Here is a 25,747-nt window from a genome sequence, read left to right as displayed (position 1 = left end):
TTCCTTCATCTTCGCATATCGAATGGAACAAACAAAGTCACCAACGCTCAATTGCCAATTTCTACTTTTTTATAAAGTACTTATTTAGACGCAGGTGAAACCAGAAATGGTTTAAAGGGGTTGGAAAAAATTTTACTCTTTTATTTAGCAGCAAAAAGTGGAGCCTAAGCTCCACTTAGGAAAGTTACTCAGCGCTTTTATACCAGTTGTATTAAGTAAATGATCTATCTTGAAGCGGGAAATAGCTTTAGTAGCAAGGCAAAAATTTTGCTATTTAGTTGTTCTAAATGAGAAATTTTTAACGAAGCTAATATGCTATTTCACCCTTCAAATTGATTAGAGAATTAATTCAATTGGTATTAGCTTCACTCTCATCGGCAACTTGGTAGGGTTTATAGTGCCAACCCTTAAAAACCAATGTTGGCTTTTGCCCTGGCGGCTGCACACCAATACCCGAATTTTTTAATGCTTGATCAAAGTGGATCCCTGTACCACCGGTACCGGTGATAGAAGCCCCTCGAACTGTACCATATAATTGCCCACTGCCATTCAACAGAATAGAAGTTAACGGTGAATAAATGGCAGCATATAAAGAAGACGCGCCGCTGAATACAAAACCATTCGGGCCATCAAATGAAGAATACACACTAAATACCGGCAGTTTGCTCTTCTTGGTTAAGCCTTCTTGCTCAGCAATAACCTTAGCACTTGCGCCAATAGAAACTTTGCCAGTGGTGAACACCGTCAAAGAGCTTTCTTTTTCTATCCAAATATGAGTGTCGCCGGTTAATTTCAGATCCCCATCAATCAACCAAATCACATCGCCACCAGAGATCTTAATCTTTCCGTCAGATCCTAGCTTCAACCCTTTAAATGGAAACGCGAGCTGCGTTTTTTCTGTCGCTGTGCCGAGGTTTTGCTCCACCCCTTGGAATAAATAAATGGTGTGCTCTTTTGCAACATACACGCTTGAGCCATTACGCTCGTAAACTGCCTGTTTAGGTTTAAAGTGTAAGATTTGTTGCGCACCTACATTTAAGGAGGAAAAGTCGTTATTTGGATCAATGATGCTATCCATATTAAAAGGCAACGCCAAAGGATCACATTCTTTATTTGGCCTTGCTGGGTCGTAGTCGGGAGAATCTGGATCGTACACTTTTACCGGCTCAACCACTAAATCTGCGACTCTAAATTTAGCATCGGAGTAATGCACTCCATCTTGAACTTGTAAGCCAGTATCTTTAAATTGACCATTACCAGTATATTGAATATCAAACGCATCACCATTTTGGTTGAGGATCTCAGCACCCCACTCCATTTTGGCATCCCCCATGGTACGCACATAACCTTGGATCTTGCCGCCTCTATGTGTGAAAAATCCTCGGCTATAGACATTACCTTCCACTCGAATACCACTCGATGACGGCGAAATATCTACCCCGGTATTTGACCTAACGTCACCCAAAACCGGTGAAGAACCTTTTAAGTAAATCACACCAGATGCTTCTACATCACCTTTAATCGGAGAGTGGCCTGATAGCACCACGTCTGCATCGCCCACCACAGTGTGTACATCACCATCATGGCTTTTTGTTTCTTCGTAAGTGCCTTTCGATGAATCATAGCTGTCGACAGAGCCACTACCAGAAAGATTCACACCTTTACAACCAGTAACCGCATTTTGGAATATGGACTCTTTTGCTGCTGGCCGCAGCTCGAAGCGCGCAACCAGTCGATGATTTGCATGCTCACCATGGCGTTGACCTAAGCTTTCGATTTCAAATTCGTTGCCATCGGCATTAACCGAAATCTGATATTGCGAATCAGCGACAGCTCCGTTACCCGTTTTACTGATACTACCAATAAGTGTCGCCACATCTTGCGGGTTATTTTTGGCAACCTCTGCATCCAGCTTTTGACGATATTCTCTGATCCCTTGTTCAGCCACTAACCTTGCATTAATGTCCTTTTGGAAGTTACCACTTAATCTTTCTTGTACCACACCTTCCTTGAGGGAAGCGAATACCACAACGCTAGCCATGCCGCCGAGCAGCATCACTTTAACCAGTGTAAAACCTTGTTGTTGTTTCATTGTATTAGCTACCTAATCCAGCGTAAAAATTCATCTGTATGCCTGCACCGTATTGTGTCGGAAAACTACTACCTTGTATTGTCACTGTAATTAACTGACCACTGGCATCGGTTGCAAACACAAGTCCAGTTACCCCTTTCAAAAGATTGATATCACCAGTGCCGCGATCGCACACTAAATACTCACCTTGTAAAAAATAACGCTCAGTGTAGTCAACAGTGGGTACACTGCCATCACAAGCGGGTACCCCAGCCAGTTGGCGGATCGTAATATCGGTGGCCGTCACAGCAGGGATTGCTTGTGTCTGCTTAATGCTGCGCATCATTACTCGATTGGTATATCGAACAATCTCTTGCGATGTTGCAAGCTGCTGGCTTGTCGTCACAGTTTCTTTTATCGACGTATATGACGTTGCAATCCCTATCACCAATACTAACCCCACAACCATGGCAACCATGAGTTCCAGTAAGGTATAGCCCTTTATCTGTTTCATGAGCCCCCTCCAGGTGGTGAAGAGCAAGTATCCACAACATCTGGATAACTGGTAGTCAAAGAAACTTGGTTTTCAGCAGGATTTTCTACCCGCTTATCTTCCCAACTCACTGTAAGCTGCATATTATTGCTATATGTCGCGGGCAGCACTAATGTAAAGCGGCTATCAGCAGGATGCAGTTGCTGAATCAGCGGGTTATCAAGCGTCATATCATTGTTGTTATGCTGCAACTCACATAACAAAGGCCATATCCTATCAATTGCATTTTGGCCATGAATTAACGCCATCGTATATTGAAAGCTATTGGAGGCGAACTGTAATGACTTAAGCTGCGTAGCTGCAAGACCTAGTAACATTAATCCAGCCACCAACATCGACACCACAACTTCAATGAGGGAAAACCCCTTACTTAACTGCAATTTTGTTCCGCCTCAGCTAACCAGCTTTGACCACTGACCAACACACATAAACGGTAATCCTGGGTATCGGCAATGTTGTCGGTGATCAATATATTGTTTGTCGCTAGCACTTCACCACTTTCACGCACCATTTGATCGGCAAGTGCCACTTCTATCGAGCTATGTTTAATAGAAAACCGTCCCACCTCGGTCAATTGGCCATTCTCATTGGTTTTAACAACCCAGTCGCTGCCCTCCACAACCAGTGATACTTGCTGCTCACGTCGTACCGCTTCACTTCGGGCCAAGCGATATACCGCCTGCAGTTGATTAGCATGCGTTGCCAATCGGTCTTGCTGAATTTGCTTTATAAAACTGGGCGCAGCTACAGAAGCTAAAATTGCGAGAATTGCCATCGCAATAAGTAGCTCAAGCAAGGTAAATCCTATGTTTTTATTGCCAGCAATCATTGTTTTTCGGTCCCTGTTCACCAAGATGATTAATACTTAGTACACCACACCTGTCCATCGCTTGTGCTTTTCCTGTTATTGGCGTGGCAGTTAATTGGTATCCCAAATTGCGATATTGCCCCACAGCGCCATTCGGTTTATCTGTTGGCGTATATTTAAATGTATAAAAATCTGACTGCGGTAAGTTAGGAAGCAAATTTGCGTCTGGATAACCACTATTGCGGCTATAGATACGCTCAATAACTCCTGCCATTTCCAACATGTTCTGCTGTGCTTGTGAACGGCGGGCATCTTGTACATATTCTACATAAGACGGATATGCTACGCTGGCAGTGATCGCCACGATTGCAACGGCAATTAATAACTCTGTTAGCGTAAAACCTTTATTTACAGACATTTAATTATTCCACCACTATATTGATAGCGCTGTCATTTTATTCCACTTTATGACAGACAAAAGACAAAGAAAAGGGTTAACCTATAATATGTAAACATAACATGGAGCGAAAGTTTCTAAAAAGGAAACTTATTACATCACATTACATCAGTACTACCTTTTGATTTAAGGCAAACTTTGAGCGAGAGGATCATCCATGTCACACCTTAAATTGGTATGAATAAGATTATTATTATGATTTTCTTTGAAGGGTTACTTAATCCAGCCTAAGATTTGGACAACAACAAAACCAATATTCGTGAATTCAATGCACTTAGCATATCTGTTAACTGGTTTTTACTTTCCGAAATTCGAGCTAATATAGGTAAATTAAGTGAATAAAAAGCCGTGTATAAAAATACACGGCTTTTTTAAGCTCAATTAAAAATTAAGCTTCAGCAATTACGATTACTTTGATCGTAGCTGTAACGTCAGAGTGTACTTGGATAGCTACATCGAACTCGCCAGTCTCACGGATAGTACCAAGAGGTAGACGAACTTCTGACTTAGATACCTCAACACCTACTGCAGAGATAGCATCAGCAATATCGCGAGTACCGATAGAACCGAATAGCTTACCTTCGTCACCCGCTTTAGAAACTAGAGTTACTTCAGCTAGTGCTTCTAGTTTTTCAGCGCGTGCCTGTGCAGCAACTAGCTCTTCAGCGATTTTCGCTTCAAGCTCAGCGCGACGTGCTTCGAAAGTTTCAATGTTAGATTTAGTTGCAGGAACTGCTTTACCCTTAGGGAATAAGAAGTTACGTGCGAAGCCAGATTTAACATTAACCTGATCACCTAGGCTACCTAGGTTTGCAATTTTGTCTAGTAGAATAACTTGCATGTCTCTACACCTTTTAAAAACTAGTAATCAGCTGCTTACTTGTGTAAGTCAGTGTATGGAAGAAGGGCTAGGTAGCGAGCACGCTTAATAGCAGTTGCTAGCTGACGCTGGTATTTAGCGCTAGTACCTGTGATACGGCTAGGTACGATTTTGCCACTTTCTGTTACGTAGTTTCTAAGAGTAGCCAGATCTTTGTAATCAATTTGTTGTACGCCTTCCGCTTTAAAACGGCAGAACTTACGACGTCTGAAATAACGTGCCATGAGTAATTTCCTCAATTAATTCTTTCAATATGTTGTGCGTGCAATACCAGCTGACTCAAGCCATTTCGGCTCTCGTGGCGATTTATAAAACCGCGAACTTGTAATGCTTGCCCAACGTATAAATGCTCAGTTTGGTTTCGGAACTGTTCTCCACTGGCAACCACTTGAATACGCACGTAGGCATTTCGAGTAAGGTCAGCCTCTAGCTGCATTGATTTGTGCTCAAGTACAAATATACAGTGTGGGATCCCAGCTGGGCTTTGACTAAATTTAGGTGTTTTACATATCACGCCCGAGAGCAGATATTGATTGGTATACAGGTCAACCTGAGTACTCACCATTACCTCGAAAGGTTAGTCAAATCCGAAATCAACAACGATTAAGCAGAAGCTGCTTCTTTTTTCTCTTCTTTTGCAAGAGGAGATGCTTCAGTTACTGCATTTTTAGTACGCATAACTAGGTTACGAAGCACTGCATCGTTGTAGCGGAAAGAAGTTTCAAGCTCGTTGATTACTTCAGTTGGTGCTTCAACGTTCAATAGAACATAGTGTGCTTTGTGAAGCTTTTCGATTGGGTAAGCCAGTTGACGACGACCCCAGTCTTCTAGACGGTGAATAGTACCGCCAGCTTCAGTGATAGCACCAGTATAACGCTCGATCATACCAGGTACTTGCTCACTTTGATCTGGGTGAACCATGAATACGATTTCGTAATGACGCATGGATATTCCTTACGGTTAGTATAGCCTTGTCCCGTTTCGGCCAGTCGGGGTAAGGCAAGGAACGATAATAGTAGGGCCGAAAGAGCGCGTATTTTACGCGTAGCATTAAAATTAAGCAATCAGTTTGTTGTGAAAAATTGGTGGAATAAGACTATATCTGCAAGGTTTTTTTAGAGTGATTGAAAAGTAAGAATATTTAGGAGAGTTGGAGCGGCACACGAGGTTCGAACTCGTGACCTCGACCTTGGCAAGGTCGCGCTCTACCAGCTGAGCTAGTGCCGCATTCCATAGTTAGCTCATTATATTGTCGGTAATTACGCAAGGTCGCGTTGATTACCTACTGCAGCTGAGCTAGTGCCGCATTCCATTATTAGCTCGTTATGTTGTCGGTAATTACGCAAGGTCGCGTTGATTACCTACTGCAGCTGAGCTAGTGCCGCATTCCATTATTAGCTCGTTATGTTGTTGGTAATTACGCAAGGTCGCGTTGATTACCTACTGCAGCTGAGCTAGTGCCGCATTCCGATGTAGCTCTTAATTTTCCGCTGGGCGCAACTTTGAGGTCGCGTCTAACGTTTTAGCAGCTGAGCTAGCGCCGCGCTTGGGCTAAAAACCCCGCAGGGCTTGTCGTCTCAAGCGGGGCAGGATTCTACAAGATAAAATTTGCTTTGCAAGTATTTTTTTAAACTTTGAAGAATTTTTCTTGGTAAACTTTCAGCTCCATGATGGAGTCTTTGATATCATCCAGTGCTAAGTGAGAGCTTTTTTTCTTTATCTCTCCCAATAGTTCAGGCTTCCAGCGTCTCGCAAGTTCTTTTATCGTACTGACGTCCAAATTGCGATAGTGGAAATAAGCTTCTAGCTCTGGCATGTATTTGTTGAGGAATCGACGGTCTTGACCAATAGAATTACCACACATTGGAGAAGCTCCTGGCGGCACCCACTCTTTAAGGAAATCTAGTGTTTGCTTAACTGCATCTGCTTCCGTGAATTTACTCGCTTTACAGCGAGCAGTCAGACCTGAGCGACCATGTTGATTGGTGCACCACTCATCCATATTGTCCAACAGCTCATCACTTTGATGAATTGCCACTACTGGACCTTCAGCTAAAACATTGAGATCACCGTCTGTGATCACCGTCGCGATTTCTAAGATTTTATCTGTTTTCGGTTCTAGCCCCGTCATCTCTAGATCGAGCCAGATCAAGTTTGATTCATGAAAAGTCATACTTTACCTTAGCGGTACTTTCCTTTAGATCCAATGCAATTAGATATATCATATTAGTTTAAACACTCGACCTAAAGCTTTTTTTACCATGCGCGGCGTTTTATTGATTTATAGCCTAAATTTGAACGCTCTGCACGCCAAAGCTTAAACAGATTATAAACATGGCAAAGAAAAAGAAACTCAGTAAGGGCCAATCCCGTCGGATTAGAGCCAATCATCAGAAGCGAATCGATAAAGCGAAGGAGACAGAAGTATCTGATGTTTCATGGCAAAACGACAACTTGGGGCCAACAGAAGCCGCAGTGGTGATCAGCCGCTTCGGCCAACATGCGGATATAGAAACCACAGACCAAGAAGTTTTGCGTTGCAATATCCGTCGTACCGTAACAAGCTTAGTTTGCGGTGATGAAGTCATTTTTCGTCGTGCCAAGGTCAGTGATGGTGACTTAGCCGGCGTAATTGAGGCTGTGCATGAAAGGCGCACGCAACTCACTCGTCCAGATTTTTATGACGGTGTGAAAGTTGTCGCTGCGAATATTGACCAAATATTGATGGTGTCGGCCGTTGTGCCCGAATTTACCCCTCAAATCATCGATCGCTATTTAGTCGCTTGTGAGGATATGGGGATAGAGCCGATTTTATTACTCAATAAGATTGATTTGCTTGACCAAGAAAGCCTCGAATATATTGATGAAGTCTTAGATATATATCGTGAGCTTGGCTATCGCGTACTGTTAGTCAGTACAAAGTCAGGCGAAGGCATTGACGAGTTAAAACACATGCTTGAGGACAAAAATAACATTTTTGTTGGTCAATCAGGGGTTGGCAAATCAACGTTGGTTAATACGGTACTGCCCAATGCAGATATTCTCACCAAAGAAGTCTCCGAAAATAGTGGCTTAGGGCAACATACAACCACAGTATCGCGCTTACACCACTTGCCGTCCGGTGGAAACCTGATCGACAGCCCCGGGATCCGTGAGTTCGGCCTATGGCACTTAGACGTAGAACGCGTCACTTGGTGCTTTAAAGAATTTAGGGAGTTTATTGGCGGCTGCCGCTTTAGAGACTGTAAACACCTGAACGATCCGGGATGCTTACTTCGTGAAGCCGTAGATGAAGGTAAAATCAGTGAATTACGTTTTGAAAGTTACCATCGTATTTTAGAATCTATGGCTGATGGCCGCGCAGGTGCGCGCGCGCCGAGAGTCTGATAATATTTGCTAAATTGGCTCAATGACTTGAGCCCGATAGCCACTTCGCAATACAAAAAAGCGAAAGTGACAAGACTAATAATTAGGAACTGTTAAAAGTGAATTTGGATAAACTAAAAATTGCCATGCAATATGCATTACCTAAACATGCGGTTTCTCGTTTGGTTGGTAAGCTTGCCGCAGCAGAAGCTGGCGCCTTAACCACAAAGCTAATTAAGCTGTTTATCAAACAATATAAAATCGACATGAGCGAGGCATTGCACGAAGATCCAGCTCACTATAAAACCTTTAACGAGTTTTTTACCCGTCCACTGAAACCGGGGATCCGCCCTTTGGCAGAAGAGAGCGATATCCTTGCCCACCCAGTTGATGGTGCAATCAGCCAACTTGGTGATGTCGTCGATGGTCAAATTATCCAAGCTAAGGGTCACAACTACAGCTTACAGACGCTGCTAGGCGGTAAAGAAGAAGATGTTGCGCCTTATGTTGGTGGTAAGTTTGCAACGATTTATCTAGCACCGAAGGATTATCACCGTATCCACATGCCGGTTGATGGCACACTTCGTAAGATGATTTATGTACCGGGCGATTTGTTCTCAGTAAATCCACTTACCGCGCAAAATGTGCCTAATTTATTTGCTCGTAACGAGCGAGTTGTTGCTATTTTTGACACTGAGATTGGTCCGCTTTCCATGGTACTGGTTGGTGCAACTATCGTCGCGAGCATTGAGACGATTTGGGCCGGTACAGTGACACCACCAGCCGGAAGAGATGTCTTTACTTGGACATATCCAGCAGAAGGTGACAACGCGATAACGCTGAAAAAAGGCGAAGAGATGGGTCGCTTTAAACTTGGCTCTACCGTGATCTTAGCGTGGGGGGCAAATAAGGCTGAGTTCTTAGATGGCCAAAACCCAGAGACCGTCACACGCATGGGTACGCCTTTCGCAAAAATAGCAGAGTAAATTACTTTTATACCAATTTGCTTAATTAAGTGACCTATTTTGAGGCGAGAAAATCTTGTCGATAACAAGGCAAAAATTTTGCTATTTAGTTTGTTCTAAATAAGAAATTTTTAACGCCGTTAGCGTCAGATTTACTCCTTCAAATTGAGCAAGTATTAAGACTAGTTGGTATTAGTGGCTTGAAACTACTTCAAGCCACAACATTCACACTCTGGGTTTTTACTGAGCCCATACAGCTTTTGCTGCAAACTCATAGCATCTAGCGTACAAAATACACTTCCTTGATGATGTCCAAGTAGCACATTTATGGTCAATAAAGCTTGCTGCGCGCCGATCACTCCCAGTAATGGACTAATGACGCCAAAGTTGTCACAATTCTCCACAGGTGTTTGCGAACCTTCAGGGAAAACGCAAGCATAACAAGGTGACTCAACCCTAAAATCAAAGCACATGAGTTGGCCTTGTGTGGCAATCGCGGCTCCTGCTATCAACACCTTGCTCGCTCGATAACAATACCTATTGAGTAAATAACGGGTGGTAAAGTTATCGCTGCAGTCCAGGACAATATCTGCATCATGGAGCAACTCAGCGACGTTTTTATCAGTCAATCTCGCATTAATTGGTGCTAACGTGATCTCGTTATTGAGACTTGCCAGCACCTTTCCTGCCGCTTTGGCTTTTTGCTGACCAAGGTGGTTCACCTTATACAGAATTTGCCTTTGTAAGTTAGACAATTCCACGTCGTCGTCATCAACAAAAGTAAGCTTACCAATGCCACTCGCCGCTAAGTAAAACAACGCCGGGCTTCCCAGCCCACCGCAGCCAATCACAGCCACATGCGCCTGTTTCAATGCGAGTTGGCCTTGCTCACCAACCTCTTTTAACAGCAAATGGCGACTATACCTTAGCCGCTCTTTGTCATTGAGTTCAGTCATGTCTCGCCATAGCTTGCTTTAATTCAAGTACAGCCTGCTGTGGGTCTTGGGCTTCTGTGATAGCTCTTACAACCGCGATACTAGAAACGCCAGTTGCAGCTACTTCTGGCACGCGACTAAGGTCAATGCCTCCAATAGCGACGGTTGGATAGCTACTCTGCATCAAAGGTACAAAGTGCATCAGCTTTTCCAACCCCTGGATTTGGCCGGTCATGTCTTTGGTCGTGGTTGGGTAGATAGCACCAAAAGCCAAATAACTTGGGCGATAGTTATGTGCCCTGAGCATTTCATAAAAACCATGGGTCGAAATACCCAAGCGCAGCCCTGCCTCTTGAATGGCAACAAGATTAGCCTTATCAATATCCTCTTGGCCTAAATGAATTCCATAGGCGCCGTGTTTAATCGCTAACTGCCAGTAATCGTTAATAAACACCTTCGCATCGTATTTTTGTCCAAGTGCAATGGCAGTTTGTATTTCAGCTTCAAGATTAGCTTGCTCTGGATCTTTGATTCTCAGCTGCACCGTATCGACACCTAAAGCAAGACATTTTTCCACCCAATCAGCGCTGTTTACTACTGCATAAAGCCCAATAGGGTCGTCAATGCTGGCAAAGCCCGCGGCAAAATTAAACTCCTCAGGTAATGCAAACTCTAGTTCATCAGCAAGCCAAGAGCCCGCTTCTATCACTTGCGGATAATCATTAAGATCAACAGGGAAACTCGTGTGCGCAACAGGGCCCACACCTTCGCCATAACGTATCGCCGCTTTTAACCCAGCGTTGATATACGCTTTTGCAAGAATAAAGGCATCTTTAAATGGGTACTCCTTGGCCATACATGCCGCGATCACTGACGATAAACTACACCCAGTACCGTGGCTATGCGGTGTTTGAATTTTCTCATTGCCAAGCCAATACTCAGTATCTCCCGCTAAGCCATAATCAATGCAGTAGCCTTTTGGGTAATTCCAATGACCACCTTTAATGATCACCGACTTTGCACCGAATTCACGCAATTTGGCAGCAGCCTCTTTTACCGCATCAGGACCTATCAAATACACGCCTGTCAGCAGCTGAGTTTCGTGTGTATTGGGTGTAATGATATCCACCAGCGGTAATAAATGGGTTTTTAACGCATCCACCGTGTCGTCTTCGGTTAATGAATCCCCGCTGGTCGCGATAGCCACAGGGTCATAAACCACGAGCGGCGGCTTTTCCCATGTTGCTTTATAATGCACGAGGTGCTCAGCAATCAGTTGGATCTGCTGAACATTGGCGAGCATGCCAATCTTTATCACCGTTGCAGGCATATCTTGCGAAAGCGCCGTCAGCTGAGAGTCGATAACCGTGGTCGATACCGGGTTTAGCGCTTCCACCCCTAAACTATTTTGCGCCGTCAACGCAGTTACTACGGTACAACAATGAACATTAAAGCTCTGCGTTGCTTTGATATCCGCTTGAATACCAGCGCCGCCGCCAGAATCAGAACCCGCAATACTCCAAACGATATGTGACAAAGAGAACTCCTTATATAGTTATCCGCAATTCAAGTTAGTTTGCGTGCCAAAAAGGCATGCCTAAGGTTGGCGTAGAAGGTGATGCCACCTCTTTTTGTGGCATTGCTTTTGCCAAATAAGACAGGCGCCCTGCAACCGTGCTGGCTTCAAACGCTTTTGCCATGGTGATAGGACAACCCGCCCCTGCCACTGCCGAATTTAATAGTACGGCATCATAACCTAGCTCAAGTGCTTGGCAAGCATGAGACGGCAAGCCGAGTCCCGCGTCCACAATCAAGGTTTGATGGGGCAAACGTGTGCGAATGGTTTGTAGGTTATATGGATTTAACAGCCCTTTTCCCGTACCAATTGGCGCGCCCCATGGCATTAAAACTTCACATCCAAGCGCATCCAAACGCTGACATAGCACCAAATCATCAGTGCAGTAAGGCAATACTTTAAACCCTTCTTTTATCAAGATTTCGGTGGCTTCGAGCAATGCAATTGGGTCTGGCTGCAAGTTATATTCATCGCCAATAAGTTCAAGTTTAATCCAATCAGTGGCAAACACTTCCCGGCACATCTGCGCCAAAGTCACCGCTTCTTTTACGCTATGACAACCAGCTGTGTTTGGTAAGACTCGTAGTTCCATCTCTTTGATAAGCGACCAAAAGTCATCACCCGCCTGCTTAGTTTGCTGGCGTCTCAGCGACACAGTAACAATTTCAGCACCCGAGGTGGCGATAGCCCCCTGCATTACCTCTGGAGAAGGATAAAGTGCCGAGCCAATTAGCATGCGGCTAGTAAATTGTTCACCATAAATAGTGAGCTTAGTATCAGTCATAGACTGCATGTTTATCCCCCTTGAATTGGTGATAAAAGCTCAATCTTATCACCGTCGCTCAATGTCACGCTTGGCAGCTCCGTACGGGAAACAAAAGTACCATTAAGCGCGACGGCAAAAGGCGGTTTGGCACCTCTGGCTTCAATAAATTCCTGAATATTTTGCTCGCGGTTGATATTAATCGTTTCGCCATTAAATTCGACTTTCATAATAACTCCTTAGATAGTGCTTGTTTCACGATAAGCGGTGCTAGCAAATAACCGTGTCTATATAGGCCATTGATACTGATCACATTACCTTGCTGTTCAATTTTGGGGTGATTATCTTTAAACGCAGGTCTAAGTCCTGCTAATAAAGACAATACTCGCGCTTCGGCAAACCCACGATGAACCGAATAAGCAGCAGAGAGTAATTCGAGTGTAGAACGTACCGTTATCTCATCATTATCTTGCGACTCAATTTCCGTCGCACCAATAACAAACTGATGATCTGGTTTTGGCGCAATGTAAATGGGGTATCTTGGGTGCATCAAGCGCACAGGTCGGGTCAAGGTCACTTCTGGGGCATAAATTCTCGCCACTTCGCCGCGCACGCCACGAAGCCCATTACACGTGGCTTTCGCGCCAAGACCGCGACAGTCAATCACCCAATCATACGCTTGACTAAGCTGCGCCTTTTTCGCTTCATCACAATGGACAGCGTAGTTAATCTCTACCCCTTGCTTCATCAATGTTGCCGTACTACTTTGATAAAACGCCTGATTATCAAGCTGGCCTTCGCAAGGTAAATACAAACCTTGATGGAACACACCACCAAGTTCTGGTTCCAATTGCGCGATCCGAGCACCATTCACCACTTCCGCGCTATGATCTTGTAACGGCTTTAAGCGCTGCTGAAAACTCACTAAATCACCACGGTCTTGGCCATGCGCCACAATAAGGGAGCCTTGCTGCTGGAAAAATACTGAGCTTTCCAGTTTAGCCAGTAATTGTGGCCAGAGTTTCATGGACTCCAGCCCCTGCAGTGCCAACGCCTCATCGCATATCACAGACTCAGCCAACGGCGCTAACATGGCCGCCGCCACACTACCTGCTGAGCTCTCAGTACCTTGCTTTGCTTGTTCAAATACGCTGATTTGATAACGCTCAGCGAGCATCAATGCAGCGATACGCCCTGTTAAGCCAAAACCCAAGATAGCAACACGTGCTTGAGTAGACATAGCTACACTCCTAAAGTTAGCCACCCGACAGGCATCAAGGTGGCTATGATGGGTTAGGTTATATCGCTTTGTGGTAAAGCTCAGAGCCCGACTGCTTAAACTCTTCTGATTTTGCTTTCATCTCGGCTTCAACATCCACCATTTTAATGCTGATCTCTTCACCTACATTATTAGGATCAATACCTCGCGCTTCTAATTCTTTTGCATAGTCACGCACATCCTGAGTGATCTTCATTGAGCAGAATTTTGGACCACACATAGAGCAGAAGTGAGCGACTTTGCCCGACTCTTGCGGCAAGGTCTCATCGTGATATTCTCGAGCACGCTCTGGATCTAGACCGAGATTAAATTGGTCGTGCCAGCGAAACTCAAAGCGCGCTTTAGACAGCGCATTGTCACGAACTTGAGCGCCCGGGTGGCCTTTCGCCAGATCCGCTGCATGCGCCGCTATTTTGTAGGTGATCAGGCCTTCTTTTACATCTTCTTTATTCGGTAAGCCTAAGTGTTCTTTTGGTGTCACATAGCACAGCATCGCACAGCCATACCAAGCAATTTGCGCCGCACCAATCCCTGAAGTAAAGTGATCATAGCCCGGAGCGATATCGGTAGTGAGTGGGCCAAGCGTGTAAAACGGTGCTTCATCGCAGTGCTTTAGCTGCTCTTCCATATTCTCTTTGATCATATGCATCGGCACATGTCCTGGGCCTTCAATAAAGACCTGAACATCGTGTTTCCACGCAAGCTTGGTTAACTCACCAAGGGTACGCAGTTCGCTAAATTGCGCTTCATCATTGGCATCGGCAATAGAACCCGGACGCAAACCATCACCCAATGAGAAACAAACATCATACTGTTTTAAGATTTCACAGATTTCTTCAAAGTGCGTATAGAGGAAGTTTTCTTTGTGATGCGCTAAACACCACTTCGCCATAATTGAACCACCGCGAGACACAATACCGGTCACGCGTTTTGCCGTCATCGGCACGTAACGCAGTAGTACTCCCGCGTGGATAGTAAAGTAATCCACGCCTTGCTCAGCTTGCTCAATCAAGGTATCGCGGAAGATCTCCCACGTAAGGTCTTCGGCAACGCCATTGACTTTTTCTAGTGCCTGATAGATTGGAACCGTACCGATTGGCACGGGAGAGTTACGTACCACCCACTCGCGAGTTTCATGAATGTAGCGCCCTGTCGACAGATCCATTACGGTATCTGCACCCCAACGGGTCGACCATACCATTTTTTCTACTTCTTCTTCGATAGAGGAGGTCACTGATGAGTTACCAATATTGGCGTTAACTTTTACTAAGAAGTTACGTCCAATGATCATCGGCTCAGTCTCAGGGTGATTGATATTGTTTGGCAGTACAGCACGACCACGAGCAATTTCATCACGGACAAATTCAGGCGTAATAAACTCAGGAATACTGGCTCCAAACGATTGGCCTTTGTGTTGCTGCGCCAGCAATTCTTCACGCAACTTAGCGCGTCCCATATTTTCACGGATCGCCACATATTCCATTTCAGGTGTCACTATGCCTTGGCGGGCGTAGTGCATTTGTGTGACATTTTTACCCGCCTTGGCACGGCGAATTTTAGGTAAATGTTCAAAGCGAATATGATCAAGTCCTTCATCCGCCATACGCTGCTGGGAAAACTGTGACGTCACCGACTCTAGCATTTCGGTATCATCGCGCTCAACTATCCACTGCGCTCTAAATTTAGGAAGACCAGCACGAACGTCAACCGGTACTTCAGGGTCTGTGTATGGACCTGAAGTATCATAAACACGAATAGGGTCGTTTGATTCAAATACCGGATTTTCTTCGGTGCCACCAACAAACGAATCACTTAGCGTGATTTCACGCATACCAACGCGTACGCCTGTTTGTTCGCCCTCCACATAAACTTTATGTGAGTTTGGAAAAGGTTGGCCTTTAAGATTATGGATAAATTCTGCCGCGGCTGCTCGCGCTTCACGACGACTTAGCTTGCTACTATTGTTTGACATGACGTCCCTCTTATTTTCATACAAAGGTGTCTTGTCAGATCTCCAAAAGGAGAGAGACGAGGATAGTCCTCGGGTAAGGTGGATAGCAATAAACCACTATTGCTACAGACAAACGCAGCACGTTTGCTGTCTTGTTCCCTACGCAGGCATTAACCTGATCAGGTCCACGGATCCCGCAAAATGCGATCTCAGCCCGACTATCTGCAACAAATTTGTTGCAAAAACTCAAGGCACTCCGACAAGTAACGAATTAGCGCCAGTCTACTTGCTAACACGAAAGCTCGCAAGCACTGACACTGGAATTCTTATTTTCAGCTTATTGTTTAATAAAACTAAACTGAGGTTTTCCTTTCAAGGTCAACTTATTAGCATTCACTTCAAGCAAGACACCAATTTGTAATTGGTTAATAAGCTGCGACTCAACCTGAGCGATTTCTTCACCACAGTACTTACGCGTCATGCCTAAGTTTTTAACTTTTAGCTGCCCTTCGACAATTTCGCCTTCACCAAAAAAGCGATTACAACCCGCAAAACCATTGACTTGCAGCGCATCAATAAAGCGAATATCAATAGGCTTTTCACCAAGTCTGACGTCTGATTGTAACTGCGCAATATTTTGGCCGTTGATACTCTGTAACTGCCAAGCGGAATACTTAAGCGCTTCCGTGTCTACCTTCCCTGTCGATATACATCCACTGAGCGCCATTATTGCGCCGATTATGCTGATGAATTTCATGGTAAACCATCTATTTTATGCCCTGACTTTATTATAACGTTTCAAGACGCAAAAATTGCAGTAAAATTCTGTAAAATTGTCTTACCTGAATGTTTTAACACCAACTATTTCACAAATTGCTGCTCTTCAAATAAATGAGTAATAGCCTCAGGTAAAAACGGCCTACCACGCTCGTTGAGTGACGTGCCGGTGACAATAGCATCTAACATCAGTTTATTGTCATACGCTCTGATTACTTTTTGTTTAAAGGCAAATTTAACTTTGCTCTCGCGCTCAAGCGCAACTTCTACGTAAAATTCATCGCCTGGTCGTAGTGAGCCTCGATAATTCATTTCACTACGAATAACGACTAAGTTTATTTTTTGCTCTGCAAGTGCAGCAAAGTCAACGTTATTCGCTAATAAAAACTCATGTCTTGCATGCTCTAAATAATTAAAATATACACTGTTATTCACGATACCTTGTAAGTCACACTCGTAGTCTCGGACTTTAAAATCAACTTTAAAACTCATTTCTGACCTGTTTGTTTAGTATTAACGGGCTAACATATAACACAATTTCACTGTTAACTGGTCTGGCTTTTGCTAAACTGTGCCCAATTAAAAATGGGACAAAGATTAAGCATGAAGTTAAAACTCTCTACGATCACCTTGGCATTGCTGCCATTTTTATCTCATCAGGCGCTTGCCGACGATAACTTGGAAACCATAGTCGTCACAGGTGACTTCCAAAATGAAACGATCCAGACATTAAGCGCAAGCGCGTCAGTGGTTGACGAGCTCACGATTAATAAACGCGGCGCGCAATATTTAGATGAAATATTGGGGGCCACTGCCAATGTTAACTTTACAGCTGGTGCGGCTCGTGGTCGCTTTATGCAGATCCGTGGCGTTGGTTTACGTTCACAATTTGTTGATCCCATTTATCCCAGCGTTGGATTATTAATTGACGGTATTAATTACTCAGGATTAGGCGCCAGTGCGTTGCTATTTGATACTGAATCTGTAGTCGTGTATCGCGGCCCTCAGGGTACTAAGTTCGGCTCAGATGCTTTAGCAGGAATCGTTGAAGTAAACACCCAAGCCGCTACCATAGCGCCATCATTAAAAGTGAAATTAGGTGCGGGCAATTACGGTAGCTATGAAGCTGGACTGGCTGCGGGCACAGGGTTAAGTGACAACACAGCAGCCCGTGTCAGCCTTTATCAACGAGAGTCAGACGGCTATGTAGATAATCTTTATCTAAATAAACCCACTCAGCAACAAGACGAGCAAGTAGCAAGAGTGAAACTTAACTCTCAAGTGAGCGACAACCTTGCGCTAGAGTTCGCTTATCACCATATTGACACTGAAAATGGTTACGACGGTTTTACCTTGGATAATTCACGTAACAGCGTCGCTGATACCCCGGGCCAAGACAACCTCAGCTCAGATGCGTTTTCACTACGCGGAATTTATACGCGCGCAGACTTATTCAATGTGGAATTTAAAGTATCTGGGCTAGATGCTGACACTCTATATAGCTACGACGAAGATTGGGTATGTAATGACGCAGCTAAACCTGCGCTGTGTGCAGCAGGTTTGCACCCAGAAGGATATAGCTCAACCGACGCCTATGAGCGTAACCACGAAAAAGGCAACATAGAGTTTTTACTCAAAGACAAACAAAATGATTGGGTTGTGGGTGTTTTTGCAAAACGTAACGATGTTGATTTAACCCGTCACTATACTTGGCTTGATAACCCATTTACGTCTGCTTACACCGTAGAAAGCAACGCAATTTTTGGTCAATACGTACACCATCTATCTGACAAAACCCGTCTTATCGGTGGCCTTCGCGCAGAGCAGTATGACGCTGACTATTTAGATAGTAACGGCTTTAGCATTGAAACCGATGATGTAATGTGGGGTGGAAAAATTGCACTTGAATATCAAGCAGTGCCTCGCACTATGATCTACACAAACCTTACTCGTGGTTACAAAGTGGGCGGTGTAAATGGTGAGGCTCTGGCAAAAGCCAAAGATGAAGGTTTAAACATTCCAGCCGAACACCATTACTTTGACCCTGAATACGTTTGGAATGCAGAGTTTGGTGTAAAGGGTGAATCTGAAGACAAACGTCACCTCGTGCGGGTTACCGCTTTTTATATGCAACGTGACGACATCCAACTAAAGCAATGGCAAGTTTCTAACCAGCAGTTTGCAGGCTACATCGACAACGCCAGTAAAGGCAGTAACTACGGCCTAGAAGTTGAAGGTAACCTACAATACACTGACCGCCTTGGCTTTAGCTATAGCGCAGGTTACTTAGAAACAGAAATTGAAGACTTTGTGGCTGCAAGCGGTCAAAACTTGGATGGTCGCGACCAAGCGCAAGCACCAAATTATCAATACTCATTTGCCATCAATTACGAGTTAATGGATAACCTAGTGGTTGAAGTAGGCGTTGAAGGCAAAGATAATTATTACCTATCGGATAGTCACAACGAACAAGCACGCAATCATAACCTGATAAACGCAAGCCTTAGCTACTATGGCGACAACTGGTCATTAACGGCTTGGGGTAGAAACCTAGCAGACGAAGACATTGTGGTACGTGGCTTTAGATTTGGTAATAACCCATTAGATGGCTGGCAAAATAATACCTATGTACAGTACGGCGAGCCTCGCGTTTATGGCTTAAGTTTTACCTACGAGCTGTAGTACGACTCGTTTATCATCTGCACACTAGGCGATAAACGAGCACACAAAGAAAAAAGGGGAACGTAAAACTAGCGTAAAACGTTCCCCCTCACCGCAAAAACTCAAAAGCAATTACTTTTTATTCCATGCTTGGGGCACTGGAATACACCAACTCAACCAGATTATTCATCGTCTTTGATTTTTGCATGTAAGCCTTTTCCATATGGGCAAGCTCTTGCAGTTCAAACAAGGTTGTTTCCACGAGAGCTAACCATTTAGTTGTGGTATCTGGCACCTCGTCACCCTGCCTTGCCGCCTTCTTGAGGGCATCGTAATAAATCGTTAAGTCATGATATTGGCGTAGATAATCCATATTGCTCTCCAACATGTTACTTTATTTCACACTAAAGTAACAAAAGCTTCGTGCAAAAATCTGCGCGAAAAAAGTTTTTTTTAATTTATGTGTAAATTATTTAAGAAGGCTACACTCGTCATCACAACACCTCTGTTAAATACCAAATTACTCACCTCAGGCTTCGCCTAAAAAATTGAGCGAAGACTTATTAAATGCAACAAAATGTTCATTTTTAGGCGGACTACTCTTGAAAAAGAAATTTTCTACGATAGACTCGCGTTTACGGTTTAGATACAAAAATGCAACTTGGTTAAGCAAACAATAGAGACAAACAAATAGCGTACATCAGACAACATAGGGACTGATGCTGTTTATAACGCGAGTGCGACAAGCAAAAGGATTGAGTTGGTGGGGAAATTTGATAAGCGCTTTACAGGAGACGACCTGCGCCGCATGCGCAAAGTCGCCGGCAAAACCACGCAAGAAATGGCTAACTTGGTTGGCGTGGAACGTGGCACTTATGAAAACTACGAAAAAGGTGTAAGCAAATTTCCCTATGAATATTTTGAAATATGGTGCGACACCTGCGGCATCAACCTCAACCCACTCAGAGAACAAATTCTTGCCTTGAGAGACAAAATTGACGACGCCAAATTATGGCGCAAGTCTCCAACACCGCGAAATAACAAACCAAGCAACGAGGATAAAGGCTAATGAAAGATGCGCACTTCAATAGCCCCTCACCACAATGGCAGACAATAAAGTTACGAATAAGGTCTATTTGCAACACGATGTTTTCAACCTTGTTGTTAAGGGGTAAAGTAGAGTGGAAACTAAACACCGCAAAACTTAACTTAGAAAGGACGTCATTATGCGCTTTTTGCTAAAAAAGACCACTAGTAAACTTTCAGATATTTATCAGCTCCACCTCAAAGAGACAAAAATGGTTTCTGGTGGCAGCGGTCCAAATAAAGATAAAGACCCTAAAAGAAAAGACAATCAAAGCAGAAGCTCACGACATTTTTCACTTTTAAGTAAGAAACAGAATAGGCAAGTATATGCTGGTAGTGGCGGTAATAAGGCAACCGATCCCAAAAAAGAAAGTGAGAGTTACTCAACTCTGCTCGTTTATGTCAAGGAAAAAGAATGAAGTTATCTTGGTGCTTTTTAATATTTGGAATAGTATCAGCTGTTTTATTTTCAGCAACTTACATAAATTTAGAAATTTATGCCAATGGCTCTATTTTAATTAGTATCTTGATATTATCTTTTTTAGGAAAAGGGTTGGAGAATATAAAGCACATAACAGTGCTATTATTTTTGATGATGGCTATTGAATACTTAGCTGTCATGTATTTCCTTTCGCTAAATTCCAATGGGCTCCAAGCCTTTTACGTAAATAATCTAATATTCGGAACACACTTGATATTAGATGTAACTACTTTAGTATTGCTTAAACATAGGTTAAGGTGGTCTTTGCGGTATATTCGTTTGACTAACCCAGATAATTGGCGAGCAATTTATATGACACATGCAGACCCTCTGCTGTATGCCATATTCTATGGCTTTATAATAGTAGATTTGGCAGCTCTTGGTGAAAATGTCATAAGTAATTTAGAATTTTTAGGTATAGATGAAAGCTCCGCCAAACAATTCTGGAGCTGGGGTTTGATATATCATAACTACGAAATCCTAAAGTCGATTTTACTTTCCTGTGTAGTCACCACTCTACTGGCCACTATCTTTGTCGAGCGTCAGCGCCCTGATACGCCAGACGAGGAATTAGAAAGTGAATCTTAGTACTTTGTAACCGTCACTCTATAAGCGGTACTGTCGTGCTCTATGCGCTTATATGATGACTTAACAAGGAACTTCAAACATTAAGAAAGGCGCTTGCGCGCCTTTTTTAATACCTTAATTTACCGCTGATTATTCAGTTTCTGGTAAATTGCGACCGTAGAACACTTCCTGAATTTCACGATTCAGCTTAAGACGAATTTCTTCCTCTTCTTCTGCATCCAAGTCTTCAGTGCTAATTCCAAATAGATACGCATTTAGGTCTGTTTCCTTAAGCATCATCTTAGTATGGAATAGGTTCTCTTGATACACGTTTACGTCTACCATGTGGTATGCGTCTTTAGTATCTTCCGTCATGTAATTCTGGATAGAGTGAATTGCGTGGTCGATATAGTGTTTTACACCATTAACGTCACGAGTAAATCCACGAACACGATAGTCAATCGTCACCACATCTGACTCTAAAGAGTGAATTAAGAAGTTAAGCGCTTTAAGTGGCGAAATAATACCACACGTTGAAACTTCGATATCCGCTCTAAAAGTACAGATACCATCATCAGGGTGTGCTTCTGGGTAAGTATGAACACAAATGTGACTCTTATCCAAATGCGCGACCACGGAATCAGGTAGTGGCCCTGGTGCTTCGTTGCTATCAAAAGTCTGTTGTTCAACAGGCTCTTCTGATACTAAGATCGTCACACTTGCTCCTTGTGGTTCATAATCTTGACGTGCGATATTCAGTACATTCGCACCGATAATATCCGTTACGTCTTTTAGAATATCTGTCAAACGATCAGCACTGTACTGTTCATCGATGTATTCTAGATATTCTTTACGTTGCTGCTCGGTCTTGGCGTAGCAAATATCGTAAATGCTAAAGCTTAAACTCTTAGTTAAGTTGTTAAAGCCATGGAGTTTAATTTTATCAAAGGGCTTGTTCACGATAGACCCACCTTAATACAAAAAATCTGCGCTGCAGAAACAAAAGTTCGCGGATTTTATACGAAAATAGCGCTATGAAAAAGCGTTATTTTTCGTCAATTTCAACTACTTCATGGCTATGCGTAATTTCTACTGCTTTTTCAAGCATTAATGCCACCGAACAGTACTTTTCGGCGGATAAACTTACGGCTCTTTCTAGGTGTTTTTCAGAGACATTACGCCCTTTCACCACAAAGTGTAAATTGATCTTGGTAAAAACCCGAGGTGCACTTTCTGCGCGCTCTGCGGTTAATTTTACTTCCACGTCGGTCACATCCTGACGTGCCTTTTGTAGAATGCTGACGACATCGACTGACGAACAACACCCTGCTGACATTAATACCATCTCCATTGGACTTGGCGCTGCACTATCTGAACCGGCATCAAATACCACATTATGTCCCGACGCAGAGCGACCAATAAAGGTATCTCCTTCAACCCATTTTACGCTAGCTAACATAGTTATCCTCTATAAAGCATAACACCGCCAAATGGCGGTGTATCTTAAACCTAGAATTGCCTCTAAGTGTGTTTGTTTACACTGTCGATAGTGATTGTGCCAAGCTATACAGCAGAATCAAACAGGTTTTTAACCAAACCTGCGAACTCTTCTATAAACTCTTTTTGTTCTACGGTGACACGTCTATCCACGACGCTTGATAGCACTTCTTGTAAGTCGTACACAATGCCGTCCACCTCACGCACAATCATACTGCGCTGCTCTGTAGACAACTCAGAGTGTTGCTCGCATATACGAATAACGTTTTCGGCGATCACATCTTCGATTAATTCCATGACTGTTGGAGCCCCTGGTTCTACCGTCCCAGACTTCTCAAACAAGGCTAAGTTTTGCGTCAAATACATGACTAAATCATCGTACCCTTGTTTATCTAAAACCATACTTTGCTCACCCGAACCTATCAAAGACATCTCCTATTGATTTAAGCAGAAAGTTTTTTCGATTGCTACCTTTGTAGTCAACTAGACACAAAAAAGCAGCCGAAGCTGCTTTTCTTTTCAATTTTTATTGAGTAAACCTCAATATTGATATTTTAATCCAAAGATAAACCTGGGCTCAAGCTAGAAGGTAAAGTTACCTTTTCTAGTTCCACGGATGCTACTGGGTATGCACAGTAATCTGCCGCGTAGTATGCGCTTGCACGGTGGTTACCTGACGCACCAATACCACCAAACGGAGCAGCACTTGAAGCACCCGTGATTGGGCGGTTCCAGTTTACGATACCTGCGCGAATACGACGTAAGAAACGATCGTAATCCGCTTCGTTGTCGCCAAGCAGACCTGCTGATAAGCCAAAGCTTGTTTCATTCGCTTTTTCGATTGCAGCGTCAAAGTCTGTGTAGCGGAATACTTTTAATAACGGGCCAAAGTGTTCTTCATCAGGGAAATCTGCAATGTTAGTACATTCGATGATACCTGGCGTCACAAAGCCTGTGCCTTCTGTGTGCGTCAGCTCTATAAGCGACTCACCACCTAACTCAACAAGCTGTTGCTGTGCTTTAACCATGCCTGCAGCTGCTGCATTTGAAATCATTGACCCCATGAACGGTTGATCTGCATCGTCAAAGTTACCCACTTTAATCGCTTTCGTTGCTTTGATCAGTTGTTCAAGGATTGCATCACCTTGTTCACCTACAGGAAGAAATAGCTTACGAGCACAAGTACAACGCTGACCGCTTGAAATAAACGCAGATTGAATAATGTCGTGTACTGCCGCTTTGGTATCCGCTACGTCTTTTACGATAAGTGGGTTATTGCCACCCATTTCAAGCGCTAAGATCTTACCTGGTTGACCTGCATATTGCTCATGTAGCAAGTGACCCGTACGAGAAGAACCAGTAAAGAATAAGCCGTCGATACCCGCGTGTGACGCAAGTGCTTTACCTGTTTCAACTTCGCCTTGAACTAGGTTAATAACACCAGCAGGAAGGCCTGCTTGTTGCCAGTATTTAAGCGTTAGCTCAGCAACATAAGGTGTAAGCTCAGACGGCTTAAAGATAATCGTGTTACCAGCAAGTAGCGCAGGTACGATATGACCATTTGGTAAGTGGCCAGGGAAGTTATATGGACCAAATACAGCAACTACACCGTGTGCCTTGTGACGGATCACAGCACGGCCAACTGGCATTGGGTTTTCAACAACGCCCGTGCGCTCTTGATAGGCTTTCTCAGAAATCGCGATTTTACCTACCATAGCACCCGCTTCTGTACGAGTTTCCCAAAGTGGCTTACCCGTTTCTTTAGCTATTGCGATGGCCAGCTCTTCGCTGTTTTCTTTTAGTACTTCAGCGAAACGCTTAACAATTTCTAAACGCGCTTCAAAACTCATGTCGCTCCATGAATAGAAAGCTTCACGAGCCGCTTTTACTGCGCCATCAACTTGCTCAGCAGTCGCTGCGTTTGCGCTCCAAATAACGTCGTTGTTTGCTGGGTTTACAGAGCTAAAGCTTGCGCCTTGTCCTGCAATCCACTCACCATTTATTAGTTGTGCTGCATGTGTTGTCATAATCTGTTCCCAATCTTAAATCTTTGCTAGGCTTACTTGATCGCCTTCTTCAACTTTTAGCGCCGCGGCAACATGTGGAGCAAGCGTTACTTCATTGCTATCAGTCAGGGCTAACTCGATTACCGCTGCGCGATAATCAACAAGTTTACCATTTGCGACCATAACAGGGAATCCACCGTTGCTTTCGCCTATTTTTACAGTACGAGTTTCACTATTGCGAACTGTGCGGATATTCCCCACTTTTGCTTCCACAGTTGGACCCGCGTCGAAGATATCAACATAACCATTAAATGTGAAACCTTCGCTCTTTAATAGCTCAATAGCAGGACGTGTATTATCATGAACCTCACCAATCACCGCTTGTGCTTCTTTACTAAGCAGATTTACGTAGATTGGATACTTAGGCATTAACTCAGCAATAAAGACCTTTTGGCCGATCCCCGTTAGATAATCCGCTGTCGGGAAGTCCATCGAGAAGAAGTGCTCTTCAAGCCATTGCCAGAACGGACTTTCGCCTTGCTCGTTAGAAACACCACGCATTTCCGCGATAACAGTCTCAGCAAAACGGTCACGATGTTGATTAATGAACATAAAGCGAGAGCGAGACAACAGTTTGCCATTTGCGCCTTTGCGATAGCCATCTTTCAAAAACAGGGTGCATAATTCAGTCGCGCCAGTGTAGTCGTTACATAGCGTTAAAATATCCACTGCTTTATAAACATCGAGTGTGCGTGAAGAGTGGATCACTTTGCTTAGGTGATAATGATAAAACGCATCATCTAAACCAACCGCAGCTTCGATACCGCTGGTACCAACCACCTCGCCTGTTTCTGTATCTTCTAATACAAATAAATAACCTTCATCAAAAGGCTTGTCTGCTTGCTTACCAAATGAAGCAACAGAGCGTGCAATCTTCTTCTGTAATAGCTCTTCGTTTACAGGCAAAGAGGTAAAACCGTGGCCTGATTCGTGAGCAATGTTTAAAAGCGCTGGATAATCGCTTTCTTGGATTGGGCGAAGGATCATCATGAGCCCGCTTACTCCTCA

The 25,747-nt window shown here is 43.8% G+C and carries 30 protein-coding genes, 1 tRNA gene and 1 riboswitch; of the genes, 6 read left to right on the top strand and 25 right to left on the bottom strand.

Annotated features, from left to right (window positions below; all coding sequences use genetic code 11):
* Positions 1–349 precede the first annotated feature (349 nt).
* The 11 genes from CWC29_RS00370 to orn form a co-directional block, all read right to left on the bottom strand.
* The gene (locus tag CWC29_RS00370) at positions 350–2,092 is read right to left on the bottom strand and encodes a DUF7305 domain-containing protein (RefSeq protein WP_138525006.1); all 1,743 of its coding nucleotides are present in this window, start codon (positions 2,090–2,092) and stop codon (positions 350–352) included.
* A 4-nt stretch (positions 2,093–2,096) separates the two neighbouring features.
* Positions 2,097–2,585, bottom strand: a complete 489-nt coding sequence (locus CWC29_RS00365) for a PilW family protein (protein ID WP_138525008.1) — start codon at positions 2,583–2,585, stop codon at positions 2,097–2,099.
* Entirely contained in the window at positions 2,582–3,004 is a 423-nt protein-coding gene (locus CWC29_RS00360) for a type IV pilus modification PilV family protein (protein WP_138525010.1), read from the bottom strand. Before CWC29_RS00360 ends, CWC29_RS00365 begins: the two co-directional genes overlap by 4 nt.
* On the bottom strand, positions 2,995–3,453 hold the full coding sequence (locus tag CWC29_RS00355) for a GspH/FimT family pseudopilin (protein ID WP_138525012.1): 459 nt from the start codon (positions 3,451–3,453) through the stop codon (positions 2,995–2,997). The genes CWC29_RS00360 and CWC29_RS00355 overlap by 10 nt, the downstream gene beginning before the upstream one ends.
* Positions 3,437–3,850: a type IV pilin protein gene (locus tag CWC29_RS00350; protein WP_138525014.1), complete on the bottom strand. Its 414-nt coding sequence runs from the start codon at positions 3,848–3,850 to the stop codon at positions 3,437–3,439. Before CWC29_RS00350 ends, CWC29_RS00355 begins: the two co-directional genes overlap by 17 nt.
* A 427-nt stretch (positions 3,851–4,277) precedes the next feature.
* Positions 4,278–4,730 (bottom strand): 50S ribosomal protein L9, encoded by a 453-nt coding sequence (gene rplI / locus CWC29_RS00345; protein WP_010368808.1) that lies wholly within the window; start codon positions 4,728–4,730, stop codon positions 4,278–4,280.
* 35 nt (positions 4,731–4,765) lie between these two features.
* Positions 4,766–4,993: a 30S ribosomal protein S18 gene (gene rpsR / locus CWC29_RS00340; RefSeq protein WP_002962753.1), complete on the bottom strand. Its 228-nt coding sequence runs from the start codon at positions 4,991–4,993 to the stop codon at positions 4,766–4,768.
* Between the two features lie 11 nt (positions 4,994–5,004).
* The gene (gene priB / locus CWC29_RS00335) at positions 5,005–5,334 is read right to left on the bottom strand and encodes a primosomal replication protein N (protein ID WP_088531731.1); all 330 of its coding nucleotides are present in this window, start codon (positions 5,332–5,334) and stop codon (positions 5,005–5,007) included.
* Positions 5,335–5,372: 38 nt separating this feature from the next.
* Positions 5,373–5,714, bottom strand: coding sequence for a 30S ribosomal protein S6 (gene rpsF, locus CWC29_RS00330; RefSeq protein ID WP_010368810.1), 342 nt, complete (start codon positions 5,712–5,714; stop codon positions 5,373–5,375).
* A 206-nt stretch (positions 5,715–5,920) separates the two neighbouring features.
* Positions 5,921–5,996, bottom strand: a tRNA-Gly gene (locus CWC29_RS00325).
* A 400-nt stretch (positions 5,997–6,396) separates the two neighbouring features.
* Positions 6,397–6,942 (bottom strand): oligoribonuclease, encoded by a 546-nt coding sequence (gene orn, locus CWC29_RS00320; RefSeq protein WP_010607090.1) that lies wholly within the window; start codon positions 6,940–6,942, stop codon positions 6,397–6,399.
* A 161-nt stretch (positions 6,943–7,103) separates the two neighbouring features.
* Here orn and rsgA point away from each other — a divergent pair, with 161 nt between their 5' ends.
* Positions 7,104–8,156, top strand: a complete 1,053-nt coding sequence (gene rsgA, locus CWC29_RS00315) for a small ribosomal subunit biogenesis GTPase RsgA (protein ID WP_010607089.1) — start codon at positions 7,104–7,106, stop codon at positions 8,154–8,156.
* Between the two features lie 98 nt (positions 8,157–8,254).
* Complete coding sequence (gene asd / locus CWC29_RS00310) at positions 8,255–9,121, top strand: archaetidylserine decarboxylase (protein ID WP_039494070.1); 867 nt, start codon at positions 8,255–8,257, stop codon at positions 9,119–9,121.
* A 185-nt stretch (positions 9,122–9,306) separates the two neighbouring features.
* Here the strand turns inward: asd and CWC29_RS00305 are convergent, their stop codons facing one another.
* The 8 genes from CWC29_RS00305 to CWC29_RS00270 all read right to left on the bottom strand — a co-directional run bounded on the left by CWC29_RS00305 (position 9,307) and on the right by CWC29_RS00270 (position 16,873).
* Positions 9,307–10,056 (bottom strand): HesA/MoeB/ThiF family protein, encoded by a 750-nt coding sequence (locus CWC29_RS00305; protein WP_138522749.1) that lies wholly within the window; start codon positions 10,054–10,056, stop codon positions 9,307–9,309.
* Positions 10,049–11,572, bottom strand: a complete 1,524-nt coding sequence (gene thiE, locus CWC29_RS00300; RefSeq protein WP_138522747.1) for a thiamine phosphate synthase — start codon at positions 11,570–11,572, stop codon at positions 10,049–10,051. The genes CWC29_RS00305 and thiE overlap by 8 nt, the downstream gene beginning before the upstream one ends.
* Positions 11,573–11,606: 34 nt before the next feature.
* Positions 11,607–12,404: a thiazole synthase gene (locus CWC29_RS00295; protein WP_138522745.1), complete on the bottom strand. Its 798-nt coding sequence runs from the start codon at positions 12,402–12,404 to the stop codon at positions 11,607–11,609.
* A 2-nt stretch (positions 12,405–12,406) separates the two neighbouring features.
* Positions 12,407–12,604, bottom strand: coding sequence for a sulfur carrier protein ThiS (gene thiS, locus CWC29_RS00290; protein WP_010368823.1), 198 nt, complete (start codon positions 12,602–12,604; stop codon positions 12,407–12,409).
* On the bottom strand, positions 12,601–13,614 hold the full coding sequence (locus CWC29_RS00285; RefSeq protein ID WP_138522744.1) for an FAD-dependent oxidoreductase: 1,014 nt from the start codon (positions 13,612–13,614) through the stop codon (positions 12,601–12,603). Before CWC29_RS00285 ends, thiS begins: the two co-directional genes overlap by 4 nt.
* Positions 13,615–13,672: 58 nt before the next feature.
* A complete protein-coding gene (gene thiC, locus CWC29_RS00280) occupies positions 13,673–15,625 on the bottom strand; it encodes a phosphomethylpyrimidine synthase ThiC (protein ID WP_128728860.1) in 1,953 nt (650 codons plus the stop codon).
* Positions 15,626–15,743: 118 nt separating this feature from the next.
* Positions 15,744–15,873: riboswitch (TPP riboswitch) on the bottom strand.
* 68 nt (positions 15,874–15,941) lie between these two features.
* On the bottom strand, positions 15,942–16,361 hold the full coding sequence (locus CWC29_RS00275) for an META domain-containing protein (protein ID WP_128728861.1): 420 nt from the start codon (positions 16,359–16,361) through the stop codon (positions 15,942–15,944).
* A 104-nt stretch (positions 16,362–16,465) separates the two neighbouring features.
* A complete protein-coding gene (locus CWC29_RS00270; RefSeq protein WP_128728862.1) occupies positions 16,466–16,873 on the bottom strand; it encodes an acyl-CoA thioesterase in 408 nt (135 codons plus the stop codon).
* A gap of 111 nt (positions 16,874–16,984) precedes the next feature.
* Between CWC29_RS00270 and CWC29_RS00265 the strand changes: the two genes are divergently transcribed.
* Positions 16,985–19,063 carry a TonB-dependent receptor gene (locus CWC29_RS00265; protein WP_138522742.1) on the top strand — a complete coding sequence of 693 codons (2,079 nt, stop codon included), beginning with the start codon at positions 16,985–16,987 and terminating at the stop codon, positions 19,061–19,063.
* Between the two features lie 118 nt (positions 19,064–19,181).
* Here CWC29_RS00265 and CWC29_RS00260 read toward each other — a convergent pair whose 3' ends face one another.
* The gene (locus tag CWC29_RS00260; RefSeq protein WP_010607079.1) at positions 19,182–19,415 is read right to left on the bottom strand and encodes a hypothetical protein; all 234 of its coding nucleotides are present in this window, start codon (positions 19,413–19,415) and stop codon (positions 19,182–19,184) included.
* Between the two features lie 390 nt (positions 19,416–19,805).
* Between CWC29_RS00260 and CWC29_RS00255 the strand changes: the two genes are divergently transcribed.
* From CWC29_RS00255 to CWC29_RS00245, 3 genes are all read left to right on the top strand, one after another.
* Complete coding sequence (locus CWC29_RS00255; protein ID WP_167815401.1) at positions 19,806–20,111, top strand: helix-turn-helix domain-containing protein; 306 nt, start codon at positions 19,806–19,808, stop codon at positions 20,109–20,111.
* 157 nt (positions 20,112–20,268) lie between these two features.
* Positions 20,269–20,547, top strand: coding sequence for a hypothetical protein (locus CWC29_RS00250; protein ID WP_138522740.1), 279 nt, complete (start codon positions 20,269–20,271; stop codon positions 20,545–20,547).
* Positions 20,544–21,197: a hypothetical protein gene (locus tag CWC29_RS00245; RefSeq protein WP_138522738.1), complete on the top strand. Its 654-nt coding sequence runs from the start codon at positions 20,544–20,546 to the stop codon at positions 21,195–21,197. The genes CWC29_RS00250 and CWC29_RS00245 overlap by 4 nt, the downstream gene beginning before the upstream one ends.
* Positions 21,198–21,326: 129 nt before the next feature.
* Here the strand turns inward: CWC29_RS00245 and speD are convergent, their stop codons facing one another.
* From speD to astA, 5 genes are all read right to left on the bottom strand, one after another.
* On the bottom strand, positions 21,327–22,136 hold the full coding sequence (gene speD / locus CWC29_RS00240) for an adenosylmethionine decarboxylase (protein WP_128728867.1): 810 nt from the start codon (positions 22,134–22,136) through the stop codon (positions 21,327–21,329).
* An 85-nt stretch (positions 22,137–22,221) separates the two neighbouring features.
* Positions 22,222–22,635 (bottom strand): OsmC family protein, encoded by a 414-nt coding sequence (locus tag CWC29_RS00235; protein WP_010607074.1) that lies wholly within the window; start codon positions 22,633–22,635, stop codon positions 22,222–22,224.
* 104 nt (positions 22,636–22,739) lie between these two features.
* A complete protein-coding gene (locus tag CWC29_RS00230; protein ID WP_171040194.1) occupies positions 22,740–23,075 on the bottom strand; it encodes a DUF3802 family protein in 336 nt (111 codons plus the stop codon).
* A 152-nt stretch (positions 23,076–23,227) separates the two neighbouring features.
* On the bottom strand, positions 23,228–24,700 hold the full coding sequence (astD, locus tag CWC29_RS00225; RefSeq protein WP_138522736.1) for a succinylglutamate-semialdehyde dehydrogenase: 1,473 nt from the start codon (positions 24,698–24,700) through the stop codon (positions 23,228–23,230).
* Positions 24,701–24,715: 15 nt separating this feature from the next.
* A complete protein-coding gene (astA, locus tag CWC29_RS00220; protein ID WP_138522734.1) occupies positions 24,716–25,729 on the bottom strand; it encodes an arginine N-succinyltransferase in 1,014 nt (337 codons plus the stop codon).
* Between the last annotated feature and the right edge of the window lie 18 nt (positions 25,730–25,747).

Source organism: Pseudoalteromonas galatheae, from assembly GCF_005886105.2.
GTDB classification, from domain to species: Bacteria; Pseudomonadota; Gammaproteobacteria; order Enterobacterales; family Alteromonadaceae; genus Pseudoalteromonas; species Pseudoalteromonas galatheae.
This window is presented reverse-complemented; position numbering and strand designations above follow the sequence as displayed.

Excerpts from the sequence above, each read along its gene's own strand:
- CWC29_RS00275 (WP_128728861.1), bottom strand. The coding sequence starts at position 16,361 with ATGAAATTCATCAGCATAATCGGCGCAATAATGGCGCTCAGTGGATGT.
- astA (WP_138522734.1), bottom strand. The coding sequence starts at position 25,729 with ATGATGATCCTTCGCCCAATCCAAGAAAGCGATTATCCAGCGCTTTTA.
- CWC29_RS00355 (WP_138525012.1), bottom strand. The coding sequence starts at position 3,453 with ATGATTGCTGGCAATAAAAACATAGGATTTACCTTGCTTGAGCTACTT.
- CWC29_RS00285 (WP_138522744.1), bottom strand. The coding sequence starts at position 13,614 with ATGTCTACTCAAGCACGTGTTGCTATCTTGGGTTTTGGCTTAACAGGG.
- CWC29_RS00250 (WP_138522740.1), top strand. The coding sequence starts at position 20,269 with ATGCGCTTTTTGCTAAAAAAGACCACTAGTAAACTTTCAGATATTTAT.
- thiC (WP_128728860.1), bottom strand. The coding sequence starts at position 15,625 with ATGTCAAACAATAGTAGCAAGCTAAGTCGTCGTGAAGCGCGAGCAGCC.
- CWC29_RS00270 (WP_128728862.1), bottom strand. The coding sequence starts at position 16,873 with ATGAGTTTTAAAGTTGATTTTAAAGTCCGAGACTACGAGTGTGACTTA.
- priB (WP_088531731.1), bottom strand. The coding sequence starts at position 5,334 with ATGGTGAGTACTCAGGTTGACCTGTATACCAATCAATATCTGCTCTCG.
- CWC29_RS00370 (WP_138525006.1), bottom strand. The coding sequence starts at position 2,092 with ATGAAACAACAACAAGGTTTTACACTGGTTAAAGTGATGCTGCTCGGC.
- CWC29_RS00295 (WP_138522745.1), bottom strand. The coding sequence starts at position 12,404 with ATGCAGTCTATGACTGATACTAAGCTCACTATTTATGGTGAACAATTT.
- CWC29_RS00305 (WP_138522749.1), bottom strand. The coding sequence starts at position 10,056 with ATGACTGAACTCAATGACAAAGAGCGGCTAAGGTATAGTCGCCATTTG.
- CWC29_RS00230 (WP_171040194.1), bottom strand. The coding sequence starts at position 23,075 with ATGGTTTTAGATAAACAAGGGTACGATGATTTAGTCATGTATTTGACG.
- rsgA (WP_010607089.1), top strand. The coding sequence starts at position 7,104 with ATGGCAAAGAAAAAGAAACTCAGTAAGGGCCAATCCCGTCGGATTAGA.
- CWC29_RS00265 (WP_138522742.1), top strand. The coding sequence starts at position 16,985 with ATGAAGTTAAAACTCTCTACGATCACCTTGGCATTGCTGCCATTTTTA.
- CWC29_RS00260 (WP_010607079.1), bottom strand. The coding sequence starts at position 19,415 with ATGGATTATCTACGCCAATATCATGACTTAACGATTTATTACGATGCC.
- orn (WP_010607090.1), bottom strand. The coding sequence starts at position 6,942 with ATGACTTTTCATGAATCAAACTTGATCTGGCTCGATCTAGAGATGACG.
- CWC29_RS00245 (WP_138522738.1), top strand. The coding sequence starts at position 20,544 with ATGAAGTTATCTTGGTGCTTTTTAATATTTGGAATAGTATCAGCTGTT.
- rpsR (WP_002962753.1), bottom strand. The coding sequence starts at position 4,993 with ATGGCACGTTATTTCAGACGTCGTAAGTTCTGCCGTTTTAAAGCGGAA.
- rplI (WP_010368808.1), bottom strand. The coding sequence starts at position 4,730 with ATGCAAGTTATTCTACTAGACAAAATTGCAAACCTAGGTAGCCTAGGT.
- astD (WP_138522736.1), bottom strand. The coding sequence starts at position 24,700 with ATGACAACACATGCAGCACAACTAATAAATGGTGAGTGGATTGCAGGA.
- rpsF (WP_010368810.1), bottom strand. The coding sequence starts at position 5,714 with ATGCGTCATTACGAAATCGTATTCATGGTTCACCCAGATCAAAGTGAG.
- CWC29_RS00365 (WP_138525008.1), bottom strand. The coding sequence starts at position 2,585 with ATGAAACAGATAAAGGGCTATACCTTACTGGAACTCATGGTTGCCATG.
- CWC29_RS00350 (WP_138525014.1), bottom strand. The coding sequence starts at position 3,850 with ATGTCTGTAAATAAAGGTTTTACGCTAACAGAGTTATTAATTGCCGTT.
- thiS (WP_010368823.1), bottom strand. The coding sequence starts at position 12,604 with ATGAAAGTCGAATTTAATGGCGAAACGATTAATATCAACCGCGAGCAA.
- CWC29_RS00235 (WP_010607074.1), bottom strand. The coding sequence starts at position 22,635 with ATGTTAGCTAGCGTAAAATGGGTTGAAGGAGATACCTTTATTGGTCGC.